Annotated in this window: 20 protein-coding genes; 15 read left to right on the plus strand and 5 right to left on the minus strand. The window is 35.9% G+C overall.

The features are described from left to right. Positions 1–705 precede the first annotated feature (705 nt). Positions 706–1,743, minus strand: coding sequence for an NAD-dependent epimerase (locus tag GQ45_RS01200; protein ID WP_047414420.1), 1,038 nt, complete (start codon positions 1,741–1,743; stop codon positions 706–708). Between the two features lie 419 nt (positions 1,744–2,162). Continuing rightward, positions 2,163–3,560 (minus strand): nucleotide sugar dehydrogenase, encoded by a 1,398-nt coding sequence (locus tag GQ45_RS01205; RefSeq protein WP_047414422.1) that lies wholly within the window; start codon positions 3,558–3,560, stop codon positions 2,163–2,165. Positions 3,561–4,029: 469 nt separating this feature from the next. Between GQ45_RS01205 and GQ45_RS01210 the strand changes: the two genes are divergently transcribed. Genes GQ45_RS01210 through GQ45_RS01225 form a run of 4 tightly spaced genes read left to right on the plus strand, consistent with a single transcriptional unit; the run spans position 4,030 to position 10,313 of the window. Continuing rightward, on the plus strand, positions 4,030–5,121 hold the full coding sequence (locus GQ45_RS01210; RefSeq protein WP_052188093.1) for a DegT/DnrJ/EryC1/StrS aminotransferase family protein: 1,092 nt from the start codon (positions 4,030–4,032) through the stop codon (positions 5,119–5,121). Continuing rightward, complete coding sequence (locus GQ45_RS01215; protein WP_052188094.1) at positions 5,114–7,072, plus strand: nucleoside-diphosphate sugar epimerase/dehydratase; 1,959 nt, start codon at positions 5,114–5,116, stop codon at positions 7,070–7,072. The genes GQ45_RS01210 and GQ45_RS01215 overlap by 8 nt, the downstream gene beginning before the upstream one ends. Positions 7,073–7,115: 43 nt before the next feature. Continuing rightward, complete coding sequence (locus GQ45_RS01220) at positions 7,116–7,877, plus strand: polysaccharide biosynthesis/export family protein (RefSeq protein ID WP_047414426.1); 762 nt, start codon at positions 7,116–7,118, stop codon at positions 7,875–7,877. 27 nt (positions 7,878–7,904) lie between these two features. Further along, positions 7,905–10,313 (plus strand): tyrosine-protein kinase family protein, encoded by a 2,409-nt coding sequence (locus GQ45_RS01225; RefSeq protein WP_047414427.1) that lies wholly within the window; start codon positions 7,905–7,907, stop codon positions 10,311–10,313. A gap of 281 nt (positions 10,314–10,594) precedes the next feature. On the opposite strand, the gene GQ45_RS01230 is transcribed toward GQ45_RS01225, so the two are convergent. Further along, positions 10,595–11,329 carry a tyrosine-protein phosphatase gene (locus GQ45_RS01230; RefSeq protein ID WP_047414429.1) on the minus strand — a complete coding sequence of 245 codons (735 nt, stop codon included), beginning with the start codon at positions 11,327–11,329 and terminating at the stop codon, positions 10,595–10,597. Positions 11,330–11,485: 156 nt separating this feature from the next. On the opposite strand from GQ45_RS01230, the gene GQ45_RS01235 reads away from it, so the two are divergent. Continuing rightward, on the plus strand, positions 11,486–11,923 hold the full coding sequence (locus GQ45_RS01235) for a COG2426 family protein (protein WP_369798317.1): 438 nt from the start codon (positions 11,486–11,488) through the stop codon (positions 11,921–11,923). Between the two features lie 78 nt (positions 11,924–12,001). On the opposite strand, the gene GQ45_RS01240 is transcribed toward GQ45_RS01235, so the two are convergent. Further along, positions 12,002–12,433, minus strand: coding sequence for an Rrf2 family transcriptional regulator (locus GQ45_RS01240; protein ID WP_047414433.1), 432 nt, complete (start codon positions 12,431–12,433; stop codon positions 12,002–12,004). A 157-nt stretch (positions 12,434–12,590) separates the two neighbouring features. Here GQ45_RS01240 and GQ45_RS01245 point away from each other — a divergent pair, with 157 nt between their 5' ends. From GQ45_RS01245 to GQ45_RS01290, 10 genes are all read left to right on the plus strand, one after another. After that, entirely contained in the window at positions 12,591–13,094 is a 504-nt protein-coding gene (locus tag GQ45_RS01245; protein ID WP_047414435.1) for a cytochrome c, read from the plus strand. A gap of 245 nt (positions 13,095–13,339) precedes the next feature. Beyond that, positions 13,340–13,927, plus strand: a complete 588-nt coding sequence (locus GQ45_RS01250; RefSeq protein WP_047414437.1) for a fasciclin domain-containing protein — start codon at positions 13,340–13,342, stop codon at positions 13,925–13,927. A 37-nt stretch (positions 13,928–13,964) separates the two neighbouring features. Beyond that, complete coding sequence (gene nosZ, locus GQ45_RS01255) at positions 13,965–15,923, plus strand: Sec-dependent nitrous-oxide reductase (RefSeq protein ID WP_047414439.1); 1,959 nt, start codon at positions 13,965–13,967, stop codon at positions 15,921–15,923. A 126-nt stretch (positions 15,924–16,049) separates the two neighbouring features. After that, positions 16,050–16,667 carry a hypothetical protein gene (locus GQ45_RS01260; RefSeq protein WP_047414441.1) on the plus strand — a complete coding sequence of 206 codons (618 nt, stop codon included), beginning with the start codon at positions 16,050–16,052 and terminating at the stop codon, positions 16,665–16,667. Between the two features lie 37 nt (positions 16,668–16,704). Beyond that, positions 16,705–17,151 (plus strand): nitrous oxide reductase accessory protein NosL, encoded by a 447-nt coding sequence (locus GQ45_RS01265; protein WP_047414442.1) that lies wholly within the window; start codon positions 16,705–16,707, stop codon positions 17,149–17,151. A gap of 12 nt (positions 17,152–17,163) precedes the next feature. After that, positions 17,164–17,628 carry a pyridoxamine 5'-phosphate oxidase family protein gene (locus GQ45_RS01270; protein ID WP_047414444.1) on the plus strand — a complete coding sequence of 155 codons (465 nt, stop codon included), beginning with the start codon at positions 17,164–17,166 and terminating at the stop codon, positions 17,626–17,628. A 146-nt stretch (positions 17,629–17,774) separates the two neighbouring features. Continuing rightward, positions 17,775–18,068: a cupin domain-containing protein gene (locus tag GQ45_RS01275; RefSeq protein ID WP_047414446.1), complete on the plus strand. Its 294-nt coding sequence runs from the start codon at positions 17,775–17,777 to the stop codon at positions 18,066–18,068. Continuing rightward, the gene (locus GQ45_RS01280; protein WP_047414448.1) at positions 18,068–19,306 is read left to right on the plus strand and encodes a nitrous oxide reductase family maturation protein NosD; all 1,239 of its coding nucleotides are present in this window, start codon (positions 18,068–18,070) and stop codon (positions 19,304–19,306) included. Before GQ45_RS01275 ends, GQ45_RS01280 begins: the two co-directional genes overlap by 1 nt. Next, positions 19,303–20,013: an ABC transporter ATP-binding protein gene (locus GQ45_RS01285; RefSeq protein WP_047414450.1), complete on the plus strand. Its 711-nt coding sequence runs from the start codon at positions 19,303–19,305 to the stop codon at positions 20,011–20,013. The genes GQ45_RS01280 and GQ45_RS01285 overlap by 4 nt, the downstream gene beginning before the upstream one ends. After that, positions 20,006–20,788 (plus strand): nitrous oxide metabolic protein, encoded by a 783-nt coding sequence (locus GQ45_RS01290; RefSeq protein ID WP_047414451.1) that lies wholly within the window; start codon positions 20,006–20,008, stop codon positions 20,786–20,788. The genes GQ45_RS01285 and GQ45_RS01290 overlap by 8 nt, the downstream gene beginning before the upstream one ends. A 361-nt stretch (positions 20,789–21,149) precedes the next feature. Here GQ45_RS01290 and GQ45_RS01295 read toward each other — a convergent pair whose 3' ends face one another. Beyond that, the gene (locus tag GQ45_RS01295; protein ID WP_047414453.1) at positions 21,150–22,955 is read right to left on the minus strand and encodes a hypothetical protein; all 1,806 of its coding nucleotides are present in this window, start codon (positions 22,953–22,955) and stop codon (positions 21,150–21,152) included. Positions 22,956–23,011 lie beyond the last annotated feature (56 nt).

Genomic DNA, 23,011 nt, shown 5'->3' on the forward strand with positions numbered 1-23,011 from the left:
TACCTTGGTTTAAGAAAAAAAAATCAAGTTGCAAAAGTGAGGTTTTTCTGCTTATTTGTAGTCATTATTCGTTTAAATGTTTGTTTACTCTTTAAGATGCGGTATGGCGAGGATGAATTGAAAAAGTGTCGATGCTTGTACCTTGCTAGTGAAGAAGTAATAGTCTAATTATTAGTGTCGAATGTCGAATGTCAAATGTCGAAAGAGAAAAAATGGAAAATGAAAAGTAGAAAATGGAAATCAAGTGCAAGTTCACACTTCGACTTCGCTCAGTGCAAGAGTATCAAGTTCACAATTCGCCGTAGTTTATATTGAGCGTAGTCGAGATGCTCAGTGCAGGTGTTGATGGCGAAAAAATAAAATTCGAAAGAGAAAAAATGGAAAACAAGTTCAAGTGCAAGAGCAAGTTCGAGAGAAAGAATCAAGAAGCAAGAGCCAAGACCTAAGATTCAAGAGCCAAGAATCAAGACCTGCCTATTGTATCGCTTTTAAAATAATTAAAAAAACAAGGTCCTATTTTTTAAAGCCTTAAAGCCTTGAAATAAAAAAGGTTTAGGCAGGCACAAATCTCAAATTTTAACTGCTTTTATTAGAGAAAAATTTATTTTCACTTAAAACTTAAAACTTAAAACTTAAAACTTAAAACTTAAAACTTAACACTTAAAACTTAACACTTAACACTTAACACTTAAAACTGATCACTGATCACTGACCACCAACTCCATAATACCCTCTATACCAGTCAACAAACTTTTGAATCCCTTCTTTAATACTCGTTTTTGGTGCGTAGCCATAATCTTTGATTAAGTCGTCTACATTTGCCCAAGTTTTGGCGACGTCACCGGCTTGCATGGGTAGCATTTCTTTGATGGCTTTTTTACCTAGATTGGTCTCAATTTCTTCTATAAAATCGGTTAGTTTTACACTGTTGTTGTTGCCAATATTGTACATTTTATAGGCGTTTGAACTTTTAATTCTCTCTACAGTATCTTTTTCAATAATTCTGATAACACCTTCGACAATATCATCCACATAGGTAAAATCGCGCTCCATATCGCCATGATTAAACACTTTGATAGGTTTGTTTTGCACAATGGCTTCTGTGAATAAAAATAAGGCCATATCAGGTCTTCCCCAAGGGCCATAGACCGTAAAAAAACGCAATCCGGTAGTGGCAAAACCGTATAAATGACTATAGGTGTGCGCCATAAGTTCGTTGGCTTTTTTACTCGCAGCATATAGACTTATCGGCTGATCAACAGGATCGGAAGTTTCAAAAGGAATTTTACTGTTTAAACCATAAACACTAGAGCTACTAGCATAGACCAAATGTTTAATTTGGTGATGTCTACAACATTCTAAAATATTTAAAAAGCCAACTACATTACTATCAATATAGGTCTCAGGATTTTCTATACTATAGCGAACTCCAGCCTGTGCCCCTAAATTACAAACCACATCAAAAGTTTCATTTTGAAACAACACGGGAAGGTTTTCACGATCTTCTAAGCCTAGTTTTATAAACTTAAAGGCCGCACCATGTTTGGTGCTCGTGCTTATTGTGTTAAATATTGAAGCACTTTCTTGAGCAATGCCTAATTCGTTTAAACGCGCAAACTTTAGCCCTACCTCATAATAATCGTTGATATTATCTAAGCCAACCACTTCGTGACCATGAGCTAAAAGTCTTTGGCAGGTATGAAAGCCAATAAATCCGGCTGCTCCGGTAACTAGTATTTTCATTTTTTTTGTATTAAAAGTTAAATTTAAAGTCTAAAGTCTAAAGTCTAAAGTCAAATGTCGAAACATCTAACTTTTTAGTAGGGTCTTCGACAAGCTCAGACGGACATTTTTGTGGTCATTTTGCACTACAATGGTTTTAAGATTCTTTTCAAAAATTTAAAAACTAATAGGATTAAGAACTTTTAACATACAACTAGCTTTCGAAATTCTACTTTCTAGAACCTGAAACCTGAACCCACAAACTTGAAACATTTTTTTCAAACAATCCATCTTTCTTTTGACCTTCTACATTTGACTTTCGATAACTTAAAACCAGAAACTTTATTGTAAAACCATCCAAAATCAAGTTTTAACTTAGCTTGTTGACAAAAAAAATAATTTTCACTTAAAACTTAAAACTTAAAACTTAAAACTTAAAACTAAACTTGTCCTATAGTATAATACTGAAAACCAATCGTTTCCATTTTTTCTTTATCCAAAAGTCTGCGACCGTCGAAAATGAACGCTGGCTTGAGCATCTTGTCATAAATTTTTTCCCAATCGTAGGTTTTAAATTCATCCCACTCCGTTAAAATGGCAATCGCATGCGCATCCTTCACATCTTGTAAGGGTTCTTTGGCAACCGTAATTAAATGGCGATTTTCCTCTGGGGTACGTGTATTGAGGAAATCTAGATCTCTAAATACGGTCTGTTCTTTTACTTGTGGGTCGTAGATGCTTAGATGTGCACGTTCTTCTAATAAGGCGTCTGCCACATAAATGGCTGCCGATTCGCGCGTATCGTTGGTGTCTTTTTTAAAGGCCCAGCCGTAAAAAACTATTTTTTTATCGGTTACCGTATTGTATAAAGTACTGATGATATTTTCGGCAAATCGTCGTTTCTGATAATCATTCATCAAGATTACCTGTTCCCAATAATCGGCCACTTCAGGTAAGCCTAGGCTTTGCGAAATATAAACCAGGTTTAAAATATCTTTTTGAAAACATGAGCCCCCAAAACCCACGGAAGCATTTAAAAATTTAGAACCAATACGGCTATCAAAACCTACAGCTCGGGCTACTTCTTGAATATTGGCCTCTGTTTTTTCGCACAAAGCCGAGATAGCGTTGATTGATGATACCCGTTGTGCTAAAAACGCATTGGCAACAAGTTTGGAGAGCTCTGAAGACCATACATTGGTTTGTAAAATACGCTCTTTAGGGATCCAGTTTTCATAAATGGCACTTAACGCATCTTTGGCAGCTTGGCCCGACGGCGTATCATCCCCACCAATAAGTACCCGATCCGCATGCATCAAATCTTGAATAGCGGTGCCTTCCGCTAAAAACTCCGGATTGGAAAGAATCTCAAAACGAACTCCCTGACCGGTGTTGTCTAAAATGTTTTTAATAGCCCCAGCCGTACGTACAGGAAGGGTCGATTTTTCTACCACTATTTTATCGGTGCTTGCTACTTTGGCGATATTTCGAGCGCAGAGCTCTATATACTTTAAATCAGCGGCCTGTCCTTTGCCTTTTCCGAAGGTTTTTGTGGGGGTGTTCACCGAAATAAATATAAGTTCGGCTTCGTCAATGGCCGCATCTACATCAGTAGAAAAAAATAAGTTTTTATTTCTGGTGGCAGCTACGATCTCTTTGAGCCCTGGTTCATAAATAGGCAAATGCTCCAAATTTGAATCATTCCATAAGTCAATTCTAGCCTGATTAATATCGACAACAGTCACCTTAATATGAGGACACATTTTTGCAATGACCGACATGGTAGGTCCGCCAACATAGCCAGCGCCAATACAGCAAATTTTTGTAATTTTTTTCATTAAATACCTTCTTTACTATCCTGTAAATTTTTAATTTTTTTTAAATAAAATATACAGCTTATTATATTTTTATCACATTTTCAGTCCTTCCTGTACTGACCCCTGAACAGCTAAAAAACGCTTTCATCTTAGGGAAATTACCCAAGGTAGCTAGTCTTTTGATCATTTTTTGATGTTGGTCGGTGCTGTGTACTTTTATAAAATACAAATATTGTAAATAATTTTCGATGTTCAGACCTATTGCAAGGTTAAAGTGCCTTATAGCTAGATAAACAGTATGTCATAAGGTTTTTTTAAAAAGTGTTCCTTTCGATGAATGGTAGTTAATCGATAAAATTAAGGCTTAAACGAATTAACAAGAGGGAATGTTTTTTTCTATAAAACAATGATTAGTTTTGTTTGTTCATATTATACCCCTTAAACCTAACCTTTGAGTACACCAACTAAAATATGGCTTTCCTCTCCTCACATGGGAGAAAACGAACAAAAATATGTCAAAGAAGCGTTTGACACCAATTGGGTGGCTCCGCTAGGGCCCAATGTAGATGGGTTTGAGTTGGCGATTGAGTCTTATATAAATAATGGTACACAGGTGGCCGCATTGAGTTCTGGAACAGCAGCCATACACTTGGCGCTAGAAATTTTAGGCGTAGGGCAAGGCGATGAAGTGCTCTGCCAAAGTTTTACCTTTTCTGCTTCGGCAAACCCTATTGTCTATTTGGGAGCTAGCCCTATATTTGTGGATAGCGAAAGCGAAACCTGGAACATCAGTCCGACATTATTAGAAAAAGCTATTGTGCATCGTATAGCTGCGGGTAAAAAGCCCAAAGCCATTGTTGCGGTACATTTATACGGGATGCCGTATCAGGTAAAAGAGATCCAGGCTATTTCAGAAAAATACGATATTCCTGTGATTGAAGACAGTGCAGAGGCCTTAGGAAGTACCTTTAAGGGTCAAAAATGTAGTAGCTTTGGTACCATAGGTATCTTATCGTTTAATGGCAACAAAATAATTACCACCTCAGGAGGTGGCGCTTTAGTGACCAAACATAAAGCCTATAAAGAAAAGGCTATATTTTTAGCGACCCAAGCCAGAGACGATGCACCGCATTACCAACATTCGCACATAGGCTATAATTACCGGATGAGTAATATTTTAGCGGGAATTGGTCGCGGCCAAATGGAAGTGATTGATGATCGTGTAGCGGCAAGAAGGGCAAATCATCAGCTATATTTTGATGCCTTACATTCAATTGATAGTATCGAATTTTTGCCAGAACCTAAGGGCTATTTTTCCAATAGATGGTTGTCGTGCATTTTAACACCGTCTTTTGCACATCGTGAAAAAATTAGAACTGCTTTGTTAGCACATAATATAGAATCGAGACCTTTGTGGAAACCAATGCACCTGCAGCCGGTTTTTTCAAAATGCCTCTCCTTTATTGACGCTACCTCAGAAGCGCTGTTTGATCGTGGGCTATGTTTGCCCAGTGGATCAAACCTAAGCAAAGAGGATGTTTTAAGAGTTATCCGTGTCATCAAAACTATAGACCATGATTAAAAATTACTTTACAAATACGGCAACGAAATATGCATCAAAATGGTTGGTGTTGTTGATTGATATCTTGATGGTATCATTGTCTTTTATTATGTCCTATTTTATCCTATTCAACCTAACGCTGAATTTTGATGTAGACAAGTTATTCCTGCAACTACCGGTGATTGCTATGATCTCACTCATCGCATTTTTAATCATCGGTTCGTACAAAGGGGTGGTGCGGCATACCGGAGTTCGCGATGTATACAATATTTTTAACGCCATCTGTTTGTTCAGCATTATCACCATAGTATTGGTGGTAGCGAATAGAAAATTTATGGTAGTGGATGCGTTTACCATACCTTTAACCATCATCATTATTCACAGCTTGTTGAGTTTTATAGGCCTTACCGCGTCGCGCTATATTTTTAAAGCTTTTTACCATAGTTTAGTGTTAAGTGGTTCTTATACCACCAAAAATGTTTTAATCTATGGTGCTGGAGAATCTGGCATTGTGACTCAAAGTGCGCTCACCAACAATACAAAAAGTAGGGTTAAAGTGATTGGCTATGTCGATAAAGATGTGCAAAAAGTAGGAAAGCATATTAATGGAATAAGGGTGTATGGGCCTGAGGTGTTAACCGAAAAATTTATACTGCAAAAAGATGTTTCGGAAGTTATTTTCTCTATCCAGAATATAGATCACATCAACTTACGGGTTTTGGTAGAAAGTTTGGTGGATTTTCCAGTGCTTGTAAAAATTGTGCCCCCTGTTGAAGATTGGATTAATGGAGAGTTAAAGCTCTCCCAAATTAAGCAGGTACAAATTGAAGATTTATTAGATAGGGCGCCCATATCTATTAAGAACAGTAAAATTAGTGATGCCGTTGATGGGAAGGTCATTGTGGTTACTGGAGGAGCGGGTTCTATTGGTAGTGAGCTGGTGCGCCAAATTTGCACTTACAATTACAAATCATTGATTGTGGTAGATCAAGCAGAATCGGCTCTGTATGATTTGCAGCAAGAACTTAAACAAAACGGGTTTCATAATTTTATTCCGATTGTTGCCGATATCCGCGATAAAAACAGAATGAACACCCTGTTTCAAGACCATCAACCACATCTTGTTTTTCATGCTGCTGCGTATAAGCATGTGCCCTTAATGGAGTATAACGCCTATGAAGCCATAAAAATAAATGTGGCAGGGACTAAAGTCATGTGCGATTTATCGATGGCCTTTGGAGTAGAAAAATTTATTTTTGTGTCCACTGATAAAGCCGTCAACCCCACCAATGTTATGGGGGCTACCAAGCGGATCGCAGAAATGTATATTTCTTGTATGCAACAACAAGGAGTGACCAAGTTTATTACAACCCGTTTTGGGAATGTTTTAGGTTCTAATGGTTCTGTGATTCCTTTGTTTAAAAAACAAATAGATAAAGGAGGTCCCTTGACCGTGACTCACAAAGATGTAACCCGTTATTTTATGACCATCCCAGAAGCCTCGCAGTTGGTACTCGAGGCTGGAGCTATGGGTGAAGGAGGAGAGATTTTTATTTTTGATATGGGAGAATCGGTGAAAATATTCGATTTAGCCAAAAATATGATTAAGTTATCGGGTTTAAAATATCCGGAAGATATCGATATTAAAGTAACGGGTTTACGACCTGGAGAAAAGTTATACGAAGAGTTGTTGGCCAATGGCGAGAATACCATGCCGACCTATCATAAAAAAATAATGATCAGCAAGGCAAGAGATTTGGACTTCACCACAACACGGTCTAAAATTGATCAGCTCTGTGTAGCCAATATGTTTTTTGATATGGACACTGTTAAACTGATGAAAAAAATTGTTCCGGAATATATTTCAAATAACTCAGACTTGTGCCAGTTAGACCTAAAAAGCACGAAAGAAGAAGTATCGCAAGAGGTAGCTTCGAAGGCTACAAAAAGGGCTACACCTTTACATCAGTAATTAGTATTAGATTGCTTATATTTGATTTTTAACACGACACCTTATGAAGATTAGCAACAAAATTTTGCTCTTAGTTTTTAGTATTGCTTTCCTTAGTTCCTGTGGTTCTAGAAAAGACATTGTCTACTTCCAAGATACCTCGAACTTTGAAACCTTGGTAGATGACAATGCTTTTGAGCCAAAATTTAAAATAGATGATGAAGTAAGTATTTTAATATCAACCACCAATCCTGAAGCGAGTATTCCTTTTAACCTTTTTAGAGGCGTTGCCGAATCTGGAGGTACACCCGATCAAGTAAGTTATCTGGTCGATAAATACGGGGAAATTGATTTTCCTGTCTTAGGTAAAGTGAAAGTCGCAGGATTATCTCCTGATGAATTGCGAACACTGCTAAGAAGCAAATTAGAAGGCACCTATTTAAACGACCCCATCATCAACATTCGCTTAAAAAACTTTAGAGTTACCGTGCTAGGAGCCGTAAACAGACCCGGTACCTATTTAGTGTTAGGGGAACGTGTTACCATTTTAGAGGCCTTAGGTTTGGCTGGAGATTTAAACATTCAGGGGAAGCGTCAAAATATAATGGTCTTACGTGATTTTAATGGTACAAAAGTGACCCGGAGAATTGATATTACCTCAAAAGAGGCTTTTAAAAACCCTATGTTTTACCTGACCCAGAATGATGTGGTATACGTAGAGCCGAGTAAATCTGCGATAAAAACTTCCTCCCTGGACCAAAGGGTGACTATTGGTCTTTCCTTAGTCACTTTTGCTATTACCTCAGTACTTCTTTTGACTAGATAATTAAACATATAAAATTTTACGCCTCTTATGGAATTAAATTCCGATATAACATCTTCCAATACTTTTGATTTTAAAGGGTTTATTAAAACCTATACTAAAAATTGGAAGTGGTTTTTATTTAGTTTACTTAGTTTTTTGGCTTTGGCTTTTGTTTTTATTCGATACTCTCAACCCCAATATGCGGCAGAAGCGCGAGTTCAGATCTTAGGCGAACAAGGTTCTAGTCCGGAATTAAGTGCTTTTCAAGATTTAGGTATTTTATCAGAGAACAGCATGAGTGCCGGAATTGAAGATGAGATTTTGGCCTTTAAATCGCGCTCGAATTTAATAGAGGTGGTCAATGAATTAAATTTGAACATAAGAATTGAAGCTTTAGGAAAAATCTTGAGTAGTGAATTATACCAATCAGCACCATTTAAAATAAATTTTATAGCTTCAGATTCTATTATACGAAGTTCAAGCTTTCAATTTTATATCGATTTTTATTCCGAGACGAGCTTTAATTACGCCACTCAGGAAGATGGACCTACAAAAATATACTTTTTTGGTGCGAATATCCCGTCGCCTGTAGGGGATATTGTGATTACACCCGATGATTTAAAAAGCTTAAAATCAAGTATCGGTAGACGGTTTAAGGTTTCTATTGCTCCTGTAACTGCCGTGGCGCAGTCTTACCAAGATAGGATTGCTATTGCGCCCCTAGGTAAATCAACAACCATACTTAATCTCTATTTAACAGATCCGATTCCACAAAAAGCTAAAGATGTTATCAATACCTTAATAAGGGTCTACAATAAAAATGAGGTTCTCGATAAAAAAGCCATTGCCGATAAGACCTCAAATTTTATCGATGATCGAATTACGGAAATTTATTCCGAATTATCAGTTGTGGACCAATCCGCTCAAGATTTTAAAACGGGTCGCGGCATTACAGATATTGCCTCGGAAGCAAGTATGAATCTAAATTTAGGAGCTGCAAATCGACAAGAATTATCAGCGGTTACTACGGAATTGCAGATAGCCCAATCAATGCGCGACATTGTAGAAGATACAGAAGGCTACGAAACCTTACCATCGAATATAGGCTTGTCTGATGCGACCATAGGCTCTACAACAGGGCGCTATAATGAATTGGTGCTGGAGCGAAATAGATTGTTAAAGAGTGCTAATGAACAAAACCCGACCATTATTAATTTAAATCAGCAATTAGATGCTTTAAAGGGAAATTTAAAAAACAGTATCAATAGTGTTACAAATAACTTAAGCCTACAAGCAAATAGCTTGAGTGGTCAATTATCCCGAATCAACTCTAAAATATATTCCTCACCAAAAAATGAACGGGCTTTAACAGACATCAGTAGGGAACAGAATACCATTGAAGCTTTATACCTGTACTTATTAGAGAAACGCGAGGAGTCTCAGATCGCCTATGCCTCATCGGCACCCAAATTAAAAGTGGTGGATGAGGCTTTTGCTCAAAGTACAGCCCCGGTTTCACCTAACAAATTATCGATTTATTTTGCAGCGATGTTCTTTGGCTTTATCATTCCATTTGGAATCATCTATGTGAATGATTTATTAGATTCAAAAATTAGTAATAAATCACAATTAGAAAAATTAACAAAAGATATTCCCGTACTCGCCGAATTACCAAAGATCACTAGAAAAATGCAAAAGATTTTGGTGAATGATGACCGATCGGTACTGGCAGAATCACTGCGCATTCTTAGAACTAACTTAGATTATTTGATCAACACCAATAAAAACGCAAGTACCAAAAATAATGTGATCTATGTAACCTCTAGTGTGTCGGGCGAAGGTAAAACCTTTATCGCATCAAATTTGGCCATGGTTTTAGCGAATACTGGTAAAAAAGTGGTATTGCTTGGTGCGGATATTCGAAACCCGAAAATCTATTCTTTTTTTAATGAAAGTCAAAAAGACGTAGACGCTTTAGGAAAATCCAGTACCCAAAGAACTGATAATTTTGGATTAACCGATTTTCTATTTGATAAGACCTTAGAACCTAAAGATGTTGTAAAGAGCTTGTTGGTGCATACCAATGAAATAGATGTGATTTACTCTGGAAAAACACCACCGAATCCTGCTGAACTCTTAATGAGTCCAAGATTTAAAGACCTAATAGCCGATATCAGTGCTAGCTATGATTACGTCATTGTAGATACCGCTCCTTTAATGGTGGTGTCCGATACTTTGATCATCAGCAAATATTCGGATCATATTATTTATGTGACTAGGGCTGGGGTTACGGAAACCAATGTGGTTAACTTCCCTATAAAACTTCAGCAAGAAGGCAAATTAAACAACTTATCTTTTGTGGTCAATGATGTGAAAGAAAACAATTTAGGCTATGGGGGTCAATACGGATATGGCTACAGCGAATCCAAAAAAAAATGGTGGAAATTTGGCGCGTAGATTGATTTGAGGATTTATAGATTTGAGGATTTGAGGATTTGAGGATTTGAGGATTTGAGGATTTGATGATTTGTGGATTGGAAGATTAGAAGATTAGAAGATTAGAAGGTGAGTACTAATTACATTAGCTTGCGCATTAGGAGCAGGGGTGTCGAAATAAAACCCTATATTTTCTTTAGTATCACTACCCGCTACTCATTAAATTCCCCCTTTGAAGGTGGATTAAGGGGGATGTTCAAGGTTTTCTTACTATTCTGTTACGTATCTCCAACTAACAACCGCTAGCCAAAATTATAGTTAGTTTTTTCTAGTATCGGTACAATTTTCTTAACAAGCCCAGCACTCAACTTTATATTCTTCAAGGCCTCTAGTTGTTTTAGGTTGTGCACATCTGTCCCTACAAAATCAATTAAATTTGTATCTAATAATTGGTGAGCCACTTTGGTTACTTCGCTCCCATAATAGTTACCTAAAGACAATACATTTAATTGAAACAATAGTCCGTTATTTTTATAGGCCTCGTACTTGGCCGTGTGGTGTAAATACTGATACCGCTCAGGATGTGCAAAAATAGGAAAGTATTGAGCCGTACTTATTTTTTGTACGGCATCGCTAAAATTGAGAGAGGCTTGTAAATACGACATTTCAATTAATAAGTACCGCTTTTTAATAGGCATCACCTCTTGACGCTCTAAAAGATGCTCAAAATTAGCGTCGATCATGTGTTCTGCCGCAGCTTCTATGCTTATGGGTACCTGAAGTTTGTGTAATTCGTTTTGTAACCTAGTGAGCGATTGCTGTATGGTTTGTGCTGTGTTTGGATAGTAGTGATCCATGATATGGGGTGTGGCAATAAAATTGGTGATCCCTAGCTCTGAAAAAGAATGCAGTAATTGAAGGCTCTCTTCTACGGTCTTTGCACCGTCATCAATACCGGGTAAGATATGATTATGAATGTCAACAAATCCTCCTAAATAATCTACTAAAAACTTCTTCTTTCTAAATATGTGAAACATGAACTACTGTTTAAAAAACAAAAGTACTTTATATAAGTATAGGGATGGAAACAGCAGTACTAAGTTTTAATTTTTTTTTATGATTTTATTGCTATATTTTCTCTGTACTAGCGCTATTTTTGCTCAAAAAAAGTGATACTAGATTACATCATAGCTATGTTATGGAGCCTATCTCCTTTTGGTGAGGCTAAAGTGGGCATTCCCTTTGGAATGTTAAAGGGACTCAATATCTATTTGGTTTTTTTACTCTGCTTTGGAGCCAATGTATTGGTTTTTCCGATGATGTTATTTTTTCTAGATAAAATTAACCATTATTTTCTACGCTGGCGCTTCTACAAAAAATCTGCCATCTACGTAGCTCGAAAAGCAAAAGTAGGTTCAGGCGATAAGATTAAAAAATACGGATTTTGGGGACTTATGTTATTTGTGATGGTTCCATTACCGGGAACAGGCGTTTATGCAGGTAGTATTGCTACCTATCTGTTTAAAATAGAGAAAAAAAGTGCCTTTTTAGCCAATGTTATTGGTATTTTCTTTTCATCGCTTATTGTGTGGGTAACCACCTATCTCACCATGCAAGGTATAGCCAATTAATAAGGCATAGCGATCAAAACATGGGCTTCTTGTGCATAAGATAGCCTCTTTTTATAGTGTGGTCATCAATAAATACTGCTACAAGGGCAAAAACGATTTGCCTTCCTTGATGTCGGACACTAAATCGCCAATGGTCGTGGTATTCATTTTAATAAAAAATTGTGTTTTAGTGGTACCCACCATATCATGTAAAGGACATGGATGATTTGCATTGCAGTCTTTTAAACTTAGAACACAAGAGGTTAATCGATCCTCACCATCGATTAGGTCTACTATTTTTATCAGTTTAACATTTCTATTTTCTTCACTTAAATAAAAGCCCCCATTAGGCCCTTTTACGGAGGATACAATATGATGTTTTGACAATTCTTGTAATATTTTAGATAAATACGCTTTGGGAATTGCTGTGGGTTCACTAATGTCTTTCGATTGTATTTTATTTTCAAAAGAAGCATTAACTGCCAAATATAGTACTGCCGTAAGTGCATATTTTGAAGAATTAGATAGCATTTTTTGTTTTTTTGAGCAAATATAGACATTTATAAAATTGCTGATTTTTAGAATATAAAGATTAAAAGACTTTTTTATCTTTTATATGATTTTTATCATGTTTTTTACTGAAATGTACGCGTAGTTTTGTGGTATTAATTTTAATACATACCGAAAGATGAAAATAGTTTTTAAAAGTCTAGCATTAGTATTTTCCGTTGTTCTTATGAGTTGTGGCGGAAAAGAAGAAAAAAAAGAAGGTTTTACCGTGGGTAGAACTAAAGCCGCAGAAAAAACAGCAGAAGCTCCAGCCGCTACCAACGACGTACCTGCTTCAAAACGTATTACTTTAGAAGAGAAGGGTGTGGGTCAGATTAAAAACATCACTTTAGATGCCGAAATTAATATGGAGATGGCAGCAGCAGGAGAGGCTATTTTTAAATCGAACTGTACGGCTTGTCACAAAGTAGACAAACGTTTTATTGGTCCTTCACCAAAGGGAATTCTAGAACGTAGAAGTCCAGAATGGATTATGAACATGATTTTAGATCCTAAACTTATGACCGAAGAAGATCAGTGTGCTAAAGATTTGTTGATCGAATTTAACGGTGCAGCGATGGCTAACCAAAATTTAACAGTGGATCAAACACGTGCTATTTTAGAATATTATAGAACGCTTTAGTAGATAATAGTTGTTAGAGGGTAGAACAAAGAATAGAGAGAAAAGAGTTGCGAATAAAGAATAAAGAGATTAGCGATGAAGTAAAAGCACACCTGGAAACCTAAAGTTTTTTTATAACTAGACTTAGTTTTTAATCTTTTTATCCAAAACTCAAAACTCAAAACTCAAAACCCAACACTTAAAACTTAAAACCCAACACCCAACACCTAAAAAAGAATATTAACTGAACATAAATAATAGAGACAATGAAAACAATCAACCTTAAATTATTATTTACCGTATGCTGTACTTTAGTACTGATAAGTTCCTGTAAAGAGGGAAATAAAAGTGAAACGAGTACAGACAATACTTCAACGGAGGCTGCACCGAATAAAGACAAAAAAGGGCAGGCTTTTATTGAAGATGATGGTTCAACACCAAATGTGTTACAAATTGCCATAGGCTCTCCTGATCATACAACTTTGGTCGCTGCTGTACAGGCCGCTAGTTTAGAAAATGCACTAGTGAATGCAGGACCCTTAATGGTTTTTGCGCCTACCAATGAGGCATTTGCAGCGCTACCAGAAGGTACCGTTGAAAACTTGTTAAAACCAGAAAATAAAGCAGCATTAGCCAACATTTTAAAGCACCATGTTACGGCTGGTAATTATGATAAAGAGTTCTTGAAAAAGTTTAAAAAGCTTGGGCAAGCCAACGATCAAAATACCACAGTTGAAGTAAAAGGTGATGATGTTTATGTTGGTGGCGCCAAAATTTTAGCAAGTGTTAAAGCGGGAAATGGAATTGTACATATCGTGGATAAAGTAATCTTACCACCATCAGAAGAAGAATAATAAATCAAATTAAAAGTCAACAACAAAAATTAACAAAATGAAAAATTATAAACATTATTTAGTAGCACTAATAGGCTCAGCATTGCTGTTTAGCTGCGGTAATCAGAATGGAAAGAGCTCTTCAAATGGTGCTCTTAATTCTAGTAATGCCGAAAAGGTGTATGTAGCACCAGGCGAGCAAGATGAATTTTACGCCTTTATGTCGGGGGGTTATAGTGGTAACCTTACGGTCTACGGTTTACCATCAGGTCGTATGTTTAAAGAGATTCCTGTTTTTTCTCAATTTCCAACCTCTGGGTATGGTTATTCTGAAGAAACTAAGCCTATGTTAGAAACCTCTTTTGGTTTTGTGCCATGGGATGATTCGCACCACCCTGATATTTCTCAGACAGAAGGTGTATTGGATGGTCGTTGGATTTTTATCAATGGAAATAATACACCACGAATCGCGAGAATTAGCTTAACTACCTTTGAAACGGAAGAAATTATTGAAATACCTAATAGTGCCGGAAATCATAGTTCTTCTTTTATCACCGAAAATACGGAGTATGTAGTAGCAGGAACTCGTTTTTCAGTGCCCGTTCCTCAGCGTGATATGCCGATTAATGAATACAAAAGTAACTTTAAAGGAGCACTATCCTTTATTAGTGTAGATCCAGAACATGGCCATATGGATATCAAATTCCAGTTAATGATGCCAGGTTTTAACTATGATTTATCGCACCCTGGTCGTGATAAGTCTCATGGATGGTTCTTCTTTACCACTTATAATACCGAAGAAGCAAATTCTTTACTAGAGGTGAATGCGTCTCAAAACGATAAAGATTTTATTGCAGCGGTAAACTGGAAAAAAATTGAAGAATATGTGAATAATGGCGGAGGTACTATGATGCCTGCTAATTATGCGCATAACGTATATGATGAGGCTACACATACCGCTACTTCTACTATGAAAAAAGAAGTATTAACAGTAGATCCTTTAAAAGTTCCGGGTGCAGTTTACTTTTTACCAACACCAAAATCGCCTCACGGTTGTGATGTGGATCCTACAGGTCAATATATTATTGGGAATGGAAAACTTTCTGCTGATTTAACAGTACACTCTTTTGATAAGATGATTGCGGCTATTGAAGGTAAAAAGTTCGATGGTGAAGCTTATGGCATTCCAATTTTGAAGTTCGAAGATATCTTAGCTGGTGTTGTCAAAAGTGGTGGTTTAGGCCCCTTACATACCGAGTTTGATGGTAAAGGAAATGCGTATACTACTTTCTTTATTACTTCAGAAGTAGTAAAATGGAAATTAGGTACTTGGGAAGTTATCGATAGAAAGCCTACATTTTATTCTGTAGGTCACCTCATGATTCCTGGAGGAAACTCTAGAAAACCATTTGGTAAATATGTCGTAGCCATGAATAAAATTACAAAAGACAGGTATTTACCAACAGGTCCAGAATTAGAACACTCTGCCCAATTATATGATATTACGGGAGAGAAAATGGAACTTATTTACGATTTCCCAACGCATGGAGAACCACATTATGCCGCCGGAATACCAGCGTCAATTTTAGCACCTAAATCTCAAAAAATATATCGATTAGATGATAACAAACACCCTTATGCAGCGATAACTCCTGATCAAACAAGAGTGGAGCGTAAAGGTAATGAAGTCCACATCTATATGTCTATGATTCGTAGTCACTTTACACCAGATAATATTGAAGGAGTAAAAGTAGGGGATAAGGTATATTTCCATATTACCAACCACGAACAAGATTTTGATGTACCACACGGTTTTGCCATGATAGGTCAAAATACTTCAGAGCTTTTAATTATGCCAGGACAAACAAAAACATCGGTTTGGGAGCCTAAAAAAGTAGGGGTTTGGCCATTTTATTGTACCGATTTCTGTTCTGCCTTACACCAAGAAATGCAGGGGTATGTTCGCGTATCTCCAGCAGACGCTAATATAGAACTCACTTGGACATTAGGAGAATAATCTTCTTTTAGAATTTCTTTTTTAAACTTAAAAAGCGGGTACGTTATATAACCTGCCCGCTTTTTTTTATACCACCACAAAACAACCTCCACCATTAAATCAACATGTAATTTAAAGTATCAAGTTATGAAAAAAGCGAGTATAGTAATGATGGTTGGTTCTTTGCTACTTCTTGGATTGTATTTCTTTCCATTATGGAATATTATGCTGGGAGCGCCACAGTATCCTGAACCTTTAGGGATGAATATCTATATAGATGGTATCAAAGGTTTTAATGAATTTGATATTCAAAATATAGACGGACTAAACCATTATATAGGAATGAAAACCCTTCCTAAGCCTGAAGATATGTGGGAATTTAGTGCTTTCCCTAAAGTTATAGGAGGCATGGTTTTTTTAGGCGTATTGATTGGTTTTTTAGGTTTTATGGGAAAAGTTAATCATAAGTGGTTTTTAGGTTGGCTCATTTTAATGTCTGTTTTAGGTGTTTTAGGCATGTATGATTTTAATGCCTGGATGACCGATTATGGTACCAATTTAGACCCACATGCTATTATGAAATTGGCAAATCCTGATGGTTCTCCCATGAGTTACAAACCACCATTAATTGGCAAAGCAAAAATGTTAAATTTTGATGTTGATTCTTGGCCAAGAGCCGGGGCTTATATGATGTTTTTGGGTATGTTATTAACTTTTGTTGCCTATATCATGGGTAAAAAAAGTAGGAACACAAAAACTAGCTAAAGCTTTTATTTTTATCATTTTACTTTAAAAAAATACTATGAAAAATTTTACCTATTTCTTCTTCGTCTTTGCTTTAATATACACGTCGTGTAGCATAAGTCCTGAGCCAATTGCTTACGGTTCAGATGGTTGTCATTTTTGTAGCATGACCATTGTTGACAAACAGTATGCAGCACAATACGTAACAAAAAAAGGAAAGAGTTTTAAGTTCGATGCCGCAGAATGTATGCTCAATCAATTAAAGAGCATTGATGAAAATTCTGTCGCCCTTTTTTTGGTAAGCGATTATGAAAATCCTGGCGAACTCATTGATGCAACGAATGCCACTTATTTAATAAGTCAAAATTTACCCAGTCCCATGGGGGCCTATTTAAGTTCTTTTGAAAATAGAGGCCTAGCTGAAAATGTACAAAAAGTTAACCCAGGCGAGTTATTCACTTGGGAAGGTATACATATGAAATTTGATAAAAAAGATAAAAAATAACAAAGTGTGGACATGAAAAATCCAATACATGAATTAGAAAGAAGTGATTGTTTAAGCCTTTTGGAAAATAATTTTATGGGTCGTTTAGGTTTTATCGCTGATAACACTCCTTTTATTCTTCCTACCACCTATTATTATGATGCTGATGATGATTGTATTTTATGTTATTCCTCAGAAGGGAGTAAGCTAGATGCTATGCGAAAAAACAATAGGGTGTCTTTTCAGGTAGATGACATAAAAAGTATTAAAGAATGGCAATCTGTTTTGTTATTTGGAGAGTTTAACGAACTAATAGCTTTTGAGGCTAAAATAAACCTTCAGAAATTTGTTGAAGGCGTACAAGATACCATTAGCAAAATTCAAGCAAAAAGTCCCAAATTTATCAACGATTTTATGTTTCGAATGAGTCAAGAGCAAATGCCCATCGTTTACAAAATTCAATTAAAAAATGTTACTGGGAAGTTTAGAACTTCCTAAATAAAAAAAAGAAAAAAATAAAGTAAAAAGAGCAAGAAAACAAGGTTTTATGGTTCTTTCTAAATGAAAAGCATCTCGTTCTATTAGCTCTTTATCTTTTTAACTTAAATTTTCGGAGTAAAAAAAATCACTATAAAAAAAATGCTATGTACACTATAGATACCAGAATAAAAGATCAAAGTTTTAACGCCTTACAGGTGCAAAAACTGGTAAAAACAGATGCTCTCGAAATACTTAGTATTAGTTTAGCAAAAGGAGCTGTTTTTCCAGAACATACCTCACCCACCGATGCTCAATTAGTGGTATTGCAGGGCTCTATTGTATTTCATATCAATAAAAAAGATTTTGAGCTCAGCACACAAGAACATTTTAGTTTTCCTAAAGAAGTGACACATTGGGTAGAAGCTAAAGAAGATTCAAAATTTTTGATCATTAGATAATGGTATATATAAAACAACTACTTAGTTTTCTTTTTTTAGGTATAGGGCTGATCTCCTATGGTAAAACCATACCTATTTGTGAAACCTGCGAGGTTACATCTATTAAAACCGGTATTGCACTGGCGGCAGATTTTGATACACTTTTAATCAAAAAAGGCACTTATAAAGAGTTTAATATTCTCGTAGATAAGCCCCTAACTTTATTGGGTGAAAATTACCCCATAATTGATGGCGAAAAGCAAGGTGAAATTATAAGGATAGCTTCAGATCATGTTACTATAGACGGACTCTTTATCATCAATGTAGGCACTAGTTATACGTCTGATTATGCTGCAATTCGCGTGGTAAGAAGTGAGCATTTTGTGATTCAAAATATAGTTTTAGAAAAGCTTTTTTTTGGTATTTATTTAGAAAAATCAAACAACGGAAAAGTGTATCACAATAAAATTATTGGGGAGGCTAAAGATGAATACAATTCTGGTAACGGAATTCAATTATGGTACTCTAAAAATGTAGACGTAAGCCGAAATATTGTTCAAGGTACGCGAGATGGTATTTATTTAGAGTTTTCGGATAACATTACCATTCACAATAATAAAAGCACAAATAACCTGAGGTATGGTTTGCATTTTATGTTTTCGAATGATGATGTGTATACCCATAATACCTTTGAAAATAATGGTGCTGGTGTAGCAGTGATGTTTTCAAAACGTATTAGAATGGAAAATAATACTTTTAAGTACAACTGGGGAACAGCTTCCTTTGGTATGCTGTTAAAAGAAATAAATGACGCTGAGATTATTGGAAATACCTTTGAAGAAAATACGATTGGAATAAACATTGAAGGCTCTAATAGAATCACATATAAAAACAACACCTTCGTTAAAAATGGCTGGGCTGTAAAAGTATTGGGGGCCTGTTATGAAAATAAATTTATCAATAATAATTTTATGCATAACTCCTTTGATATATCTTACAATAGCAACTTAAATGATAATGTTTTTGATCAAAACTACTGGAGTGATTATACGGGTTACGATTTAGATAAAAACGGGATTGGTGATATTCCGTATCGACCCGTAAAACTATTCTCTTATATTGTGAATAGAACCCCTGAGACTATAGTGTTATTGCGTAGTTTATTTATGGATATAATTGATTTTTCAGAAAAAGTATCGCCTGTTTTTACCCCTGACAACCTTATGGATTCGAACCCATTAATGAAAAAAATAAAATGATTCAAGTACAAAATTTGTATAAAAAATTTGGCAAAAATCAAGTCTTAGAAGGCTTGGATTTGCATATCGATAGTGGTGGTATATTTGCTGTTTTAGGACCTAATGGATCCGGTAAAACAACACTTATAAAAGCCATTTTAGGCATGGTACTCCCGAATAAAGGAACAATTTCTGTTTTAGGAAAATCGATCAAAAATAATTGGAAATACCGTCAAGAAATAGAATATTTACCGCAGATAGCTGAATTTCCTGGAAATTTGAAGGTCAAAGAATTAATCACCATGATTAAAGATTTACGCCAAAAACCCAGTTCAGAAGCCATTTTGATCGAAACTTTTGGTTTAACACCTTTTTTAGACAAAAAACTGGCCAACCTTTCTGGGGGTACCAAGCAAAAAGTAAATATTGTATTGGCTTTTATGTTCGATAGTCCTATTATTATTTTAGATGAGCCTACAAACGGTTTAGATCCTCTGGCCGTAATTCGTTTAAAAGCTTTAATTCAGGTAGAAAAGAAACGAGGAAAAACTATTTTGTTAACCTCACACATTATGCAATTCGTAGCAGAAATTGCCGACGAGATTGTGTATTTATTAGAAGGAAAAATTTACTTTAAAGGCAGTGTTCCTGAATTGTTAGCGAAAACGAAACAAGCTGACTTTGAACACGCCATAGCCACCATAGCAAATACTCCAAGCCATGTTTAAAATATTAAAATATAGTTTTTACGATTTAATGCGCAGCCGTTGGAGCTACGTATACTTTCTGTTTTATTTACTTTTAGGTTTCGTCTTGTTATTTTTAAATAACGATGTGTCTAAAGCGGTCATCACCTTAATGAATATTATTATTGTACTCGTACCTTTAATTGGAACTATTTTTGGAGTGATGTATTACTATAACTCTAAAGAGTTTACAGAGCTGTTATTGGCACAACCCATAAAGCGATCTTCAATTTTTTTAGGACAGTATTTTGGGGTTGCGGGTTCTTTAAGTCTTAGTTTGGTCCTTGGCTTGGGTATTCCTTTTGTACTGTATGGCCTATTTAGAAGTGATGCCATTTTTGATTTCACATTATTACTCGTCACTGGTGCGTTTTTGACGCTTATTTTTACGGTGCTAGCCTTTATCATTGCCATATCAAACGAAAATAAAATTAAAGGATTTGGGTACGCCGTATTGCTTTGGTTGTTTTTAGCGGTAATTTATGACGGTATCTTTTTAATGTCTTTGATTGTTTTTGAAGAATACCCCTTAGATACCTTTTCGCTTGGCGCTATTTTATTTAATCCCATAGATTTATCCCGAACTCTTATTTTATTAAAACTAGATATTTCTGCGCTTTTAGGATATACTGGAGCGGTTTTTAAGCAATTTTTTGGAACCAATATCGGGGTGATCATATCCATATCTGTTTTGAGCTTATGGACACTTATTCCAATTTGGTTTTTATCATTTAAAGCGAAAAGGAAAGATTTTTAAAGGATATGTATTAGGCTTGCCTTGGCCGCTATGCATTTATAACCCATGGGAAAATAAAATACTAGTAGCTCCTCTTTATGGAAAAATAGAGGAGCTTTTTTTTGTGTCTAAACCTAGGGAGCCAAAGCGCTAAATTCATTATCTGTTTTATCGATATACGGATTATAGGTATGCTGAAGCCTTGTGGATCAACAGCGATAAAGAGCAGCTATTTATAGGTTGGTATAAAACGGTCAGGCCTAAAGAAAATCTTGTAATTTTTGAATTACATAGTAGTACTGTGGGCATTAGGTCTTTATCTCATCAAAAATGGCGAAGAAAAGCATTTTTTTCTTCGCCGTTTTACGAGAGGATATCTTACTTACGCCACTTCAACAGGCTCAATAGTGGCTAGTTCGCGATCAATGCTTACGATACCTTCTATTAATTGGTCTAAAATTATAGTTTTACCGCTTTGAAAGTACGCCGTTCCTTGCGCCATTAAATTTTGATAGTAGGCAATCCCTTCCTTTAAGTTCGCAGCAAATTTTTGAATATACTTTGATTCCTTGTCTGTAGGTGTCATATTGTGGGCTACGATTAATTCGCTGATATAATCTAGGTACATCTGTAACTCTTTGATAAACATGTTGGGTCGATCTGTTCTCTTCATAGCATTTGTCTTTCCGTAGATATGTGAAACCATTTCTGACAAACTAAGAATTTTGTTAAAATAGGCCATATTGGGTCCGGGACAAATAGATACGCCTTTACCTTCAGTTTTGGTGTCTAAACCATAGGCGAGTAGGGCAGAAGTGCCTAGGCCTACACAAGTACAGGATTTTTCAGTGATTTTATTCAATAAATAATCATGTTTTATGGTGGGGTAATTTTGGTCTTCTAATTCCTTAATTTTTAAGTGTTGGTATTGCCGGGATGCGGTACAAATACCACTTTCTAAAAACTCTTTATTGAGGGCCACAAACTTTTTAGGACAAGCACTCCCCGGTCTTCCTTTGGCAATATTTTTAGCCTTCTCTTCATCTTTTGTATTTCCTTTTAAGCTGTGAAATGGAATTCCTAAAGGAGAAATAGCACTCAAATACAAATCCTCTTCTTTCGCAGCTACTAAACTATTTAATGTTTTTTGATCAACGGTGGTCGCCTCAGGCACTAACAAAAAAGGCGTTCCCCAGCCTACAGCATCCATTCCATAATGATGCAAGAGAAATTCATGTTCCTCGCTGGTCCCAACCCCACCCTGTGCGGTTAGTTTTAAAGGCAATACAGTAGTAGGAATCTTTTTGTTTTTAGCGGTAAGTGCAGCAGTTACCAGCTGATATACGTCACGAATTAAATTTTCTTTTTGTTCTTTAAACTCTTCTAAAATAGGGCCCATTAAAAAGCCATCTGTAGCAAAGGCATGACCTCCACAGTTTAACCCAGATTCTATGCGGTATTCAGAAACCCAAAGTCCCTTTTTAGCCAAAAACTTCCCTTGAATTAATGCCGAACGATAATCACTAACTTTTAAAACGATTTTCTTTTTGATATATCCGTTTTCATCAGGATAAAAATCTTCAAACTGCTCCATATAACTGTACAACCTTGGGTTCATGCCCGCAGAAAGTATTACCGAGGAACTTAAATTGCTATGGGCATACCCCCGAAGAGCAGCGTGAGCATCGTTAAATTCAGTGGCTAATTTTTCTTTTTTAAAGTAATTGTCCTTGTCTACTTTAGTCATAATGTTCACATCAATACGACCCATTTTAAGGTTTTCATCGATCCAGAGTTTTAGATCATCTAGGGTAAACCCATCCTGAATAAATTTTTTAAATTCTTGTTTTAGATGTGAAGTTTCAGGAAGCATAGCAAAGTATTTTTTAACCTCGCTCGTAGATTGAAATGTAAAGTTTTTTAAATCTTCAAATTTTTTTTCAGCCAATTCTTGAATTAAATTTAGGTACGATGTGATTCTCTTAGCTCTAAAATCTTCTACCTTATCTGTAATTTCAGAATAGGGTTTTTCAAATTTATCGCAGTACATTTTCCGTAATTTTTCAACTAAAATATCATCAACTAATGAAATAACAGAATCTATACCGTATTGTGAGACTTTTAAAGGAGAATCAATGGTAAATCCTATTCCCATAACAGGAATATGAAAGGAATGTAATTTAGTCATAAGTGCTACTTTTTTAGGTACAAAATAATTTTAAGTTTTGTGCCACTTTTACTAGT

The organism is Cellulophaga sp. Hel_I_12 (assembly GCF_000799565.1).
Classification (GTDB): domain Bacteria; phylum Bacteroidota; class Bacteroidia; order Flavobacteriales; family Flavobacteriaceae; genus Cellulophaga.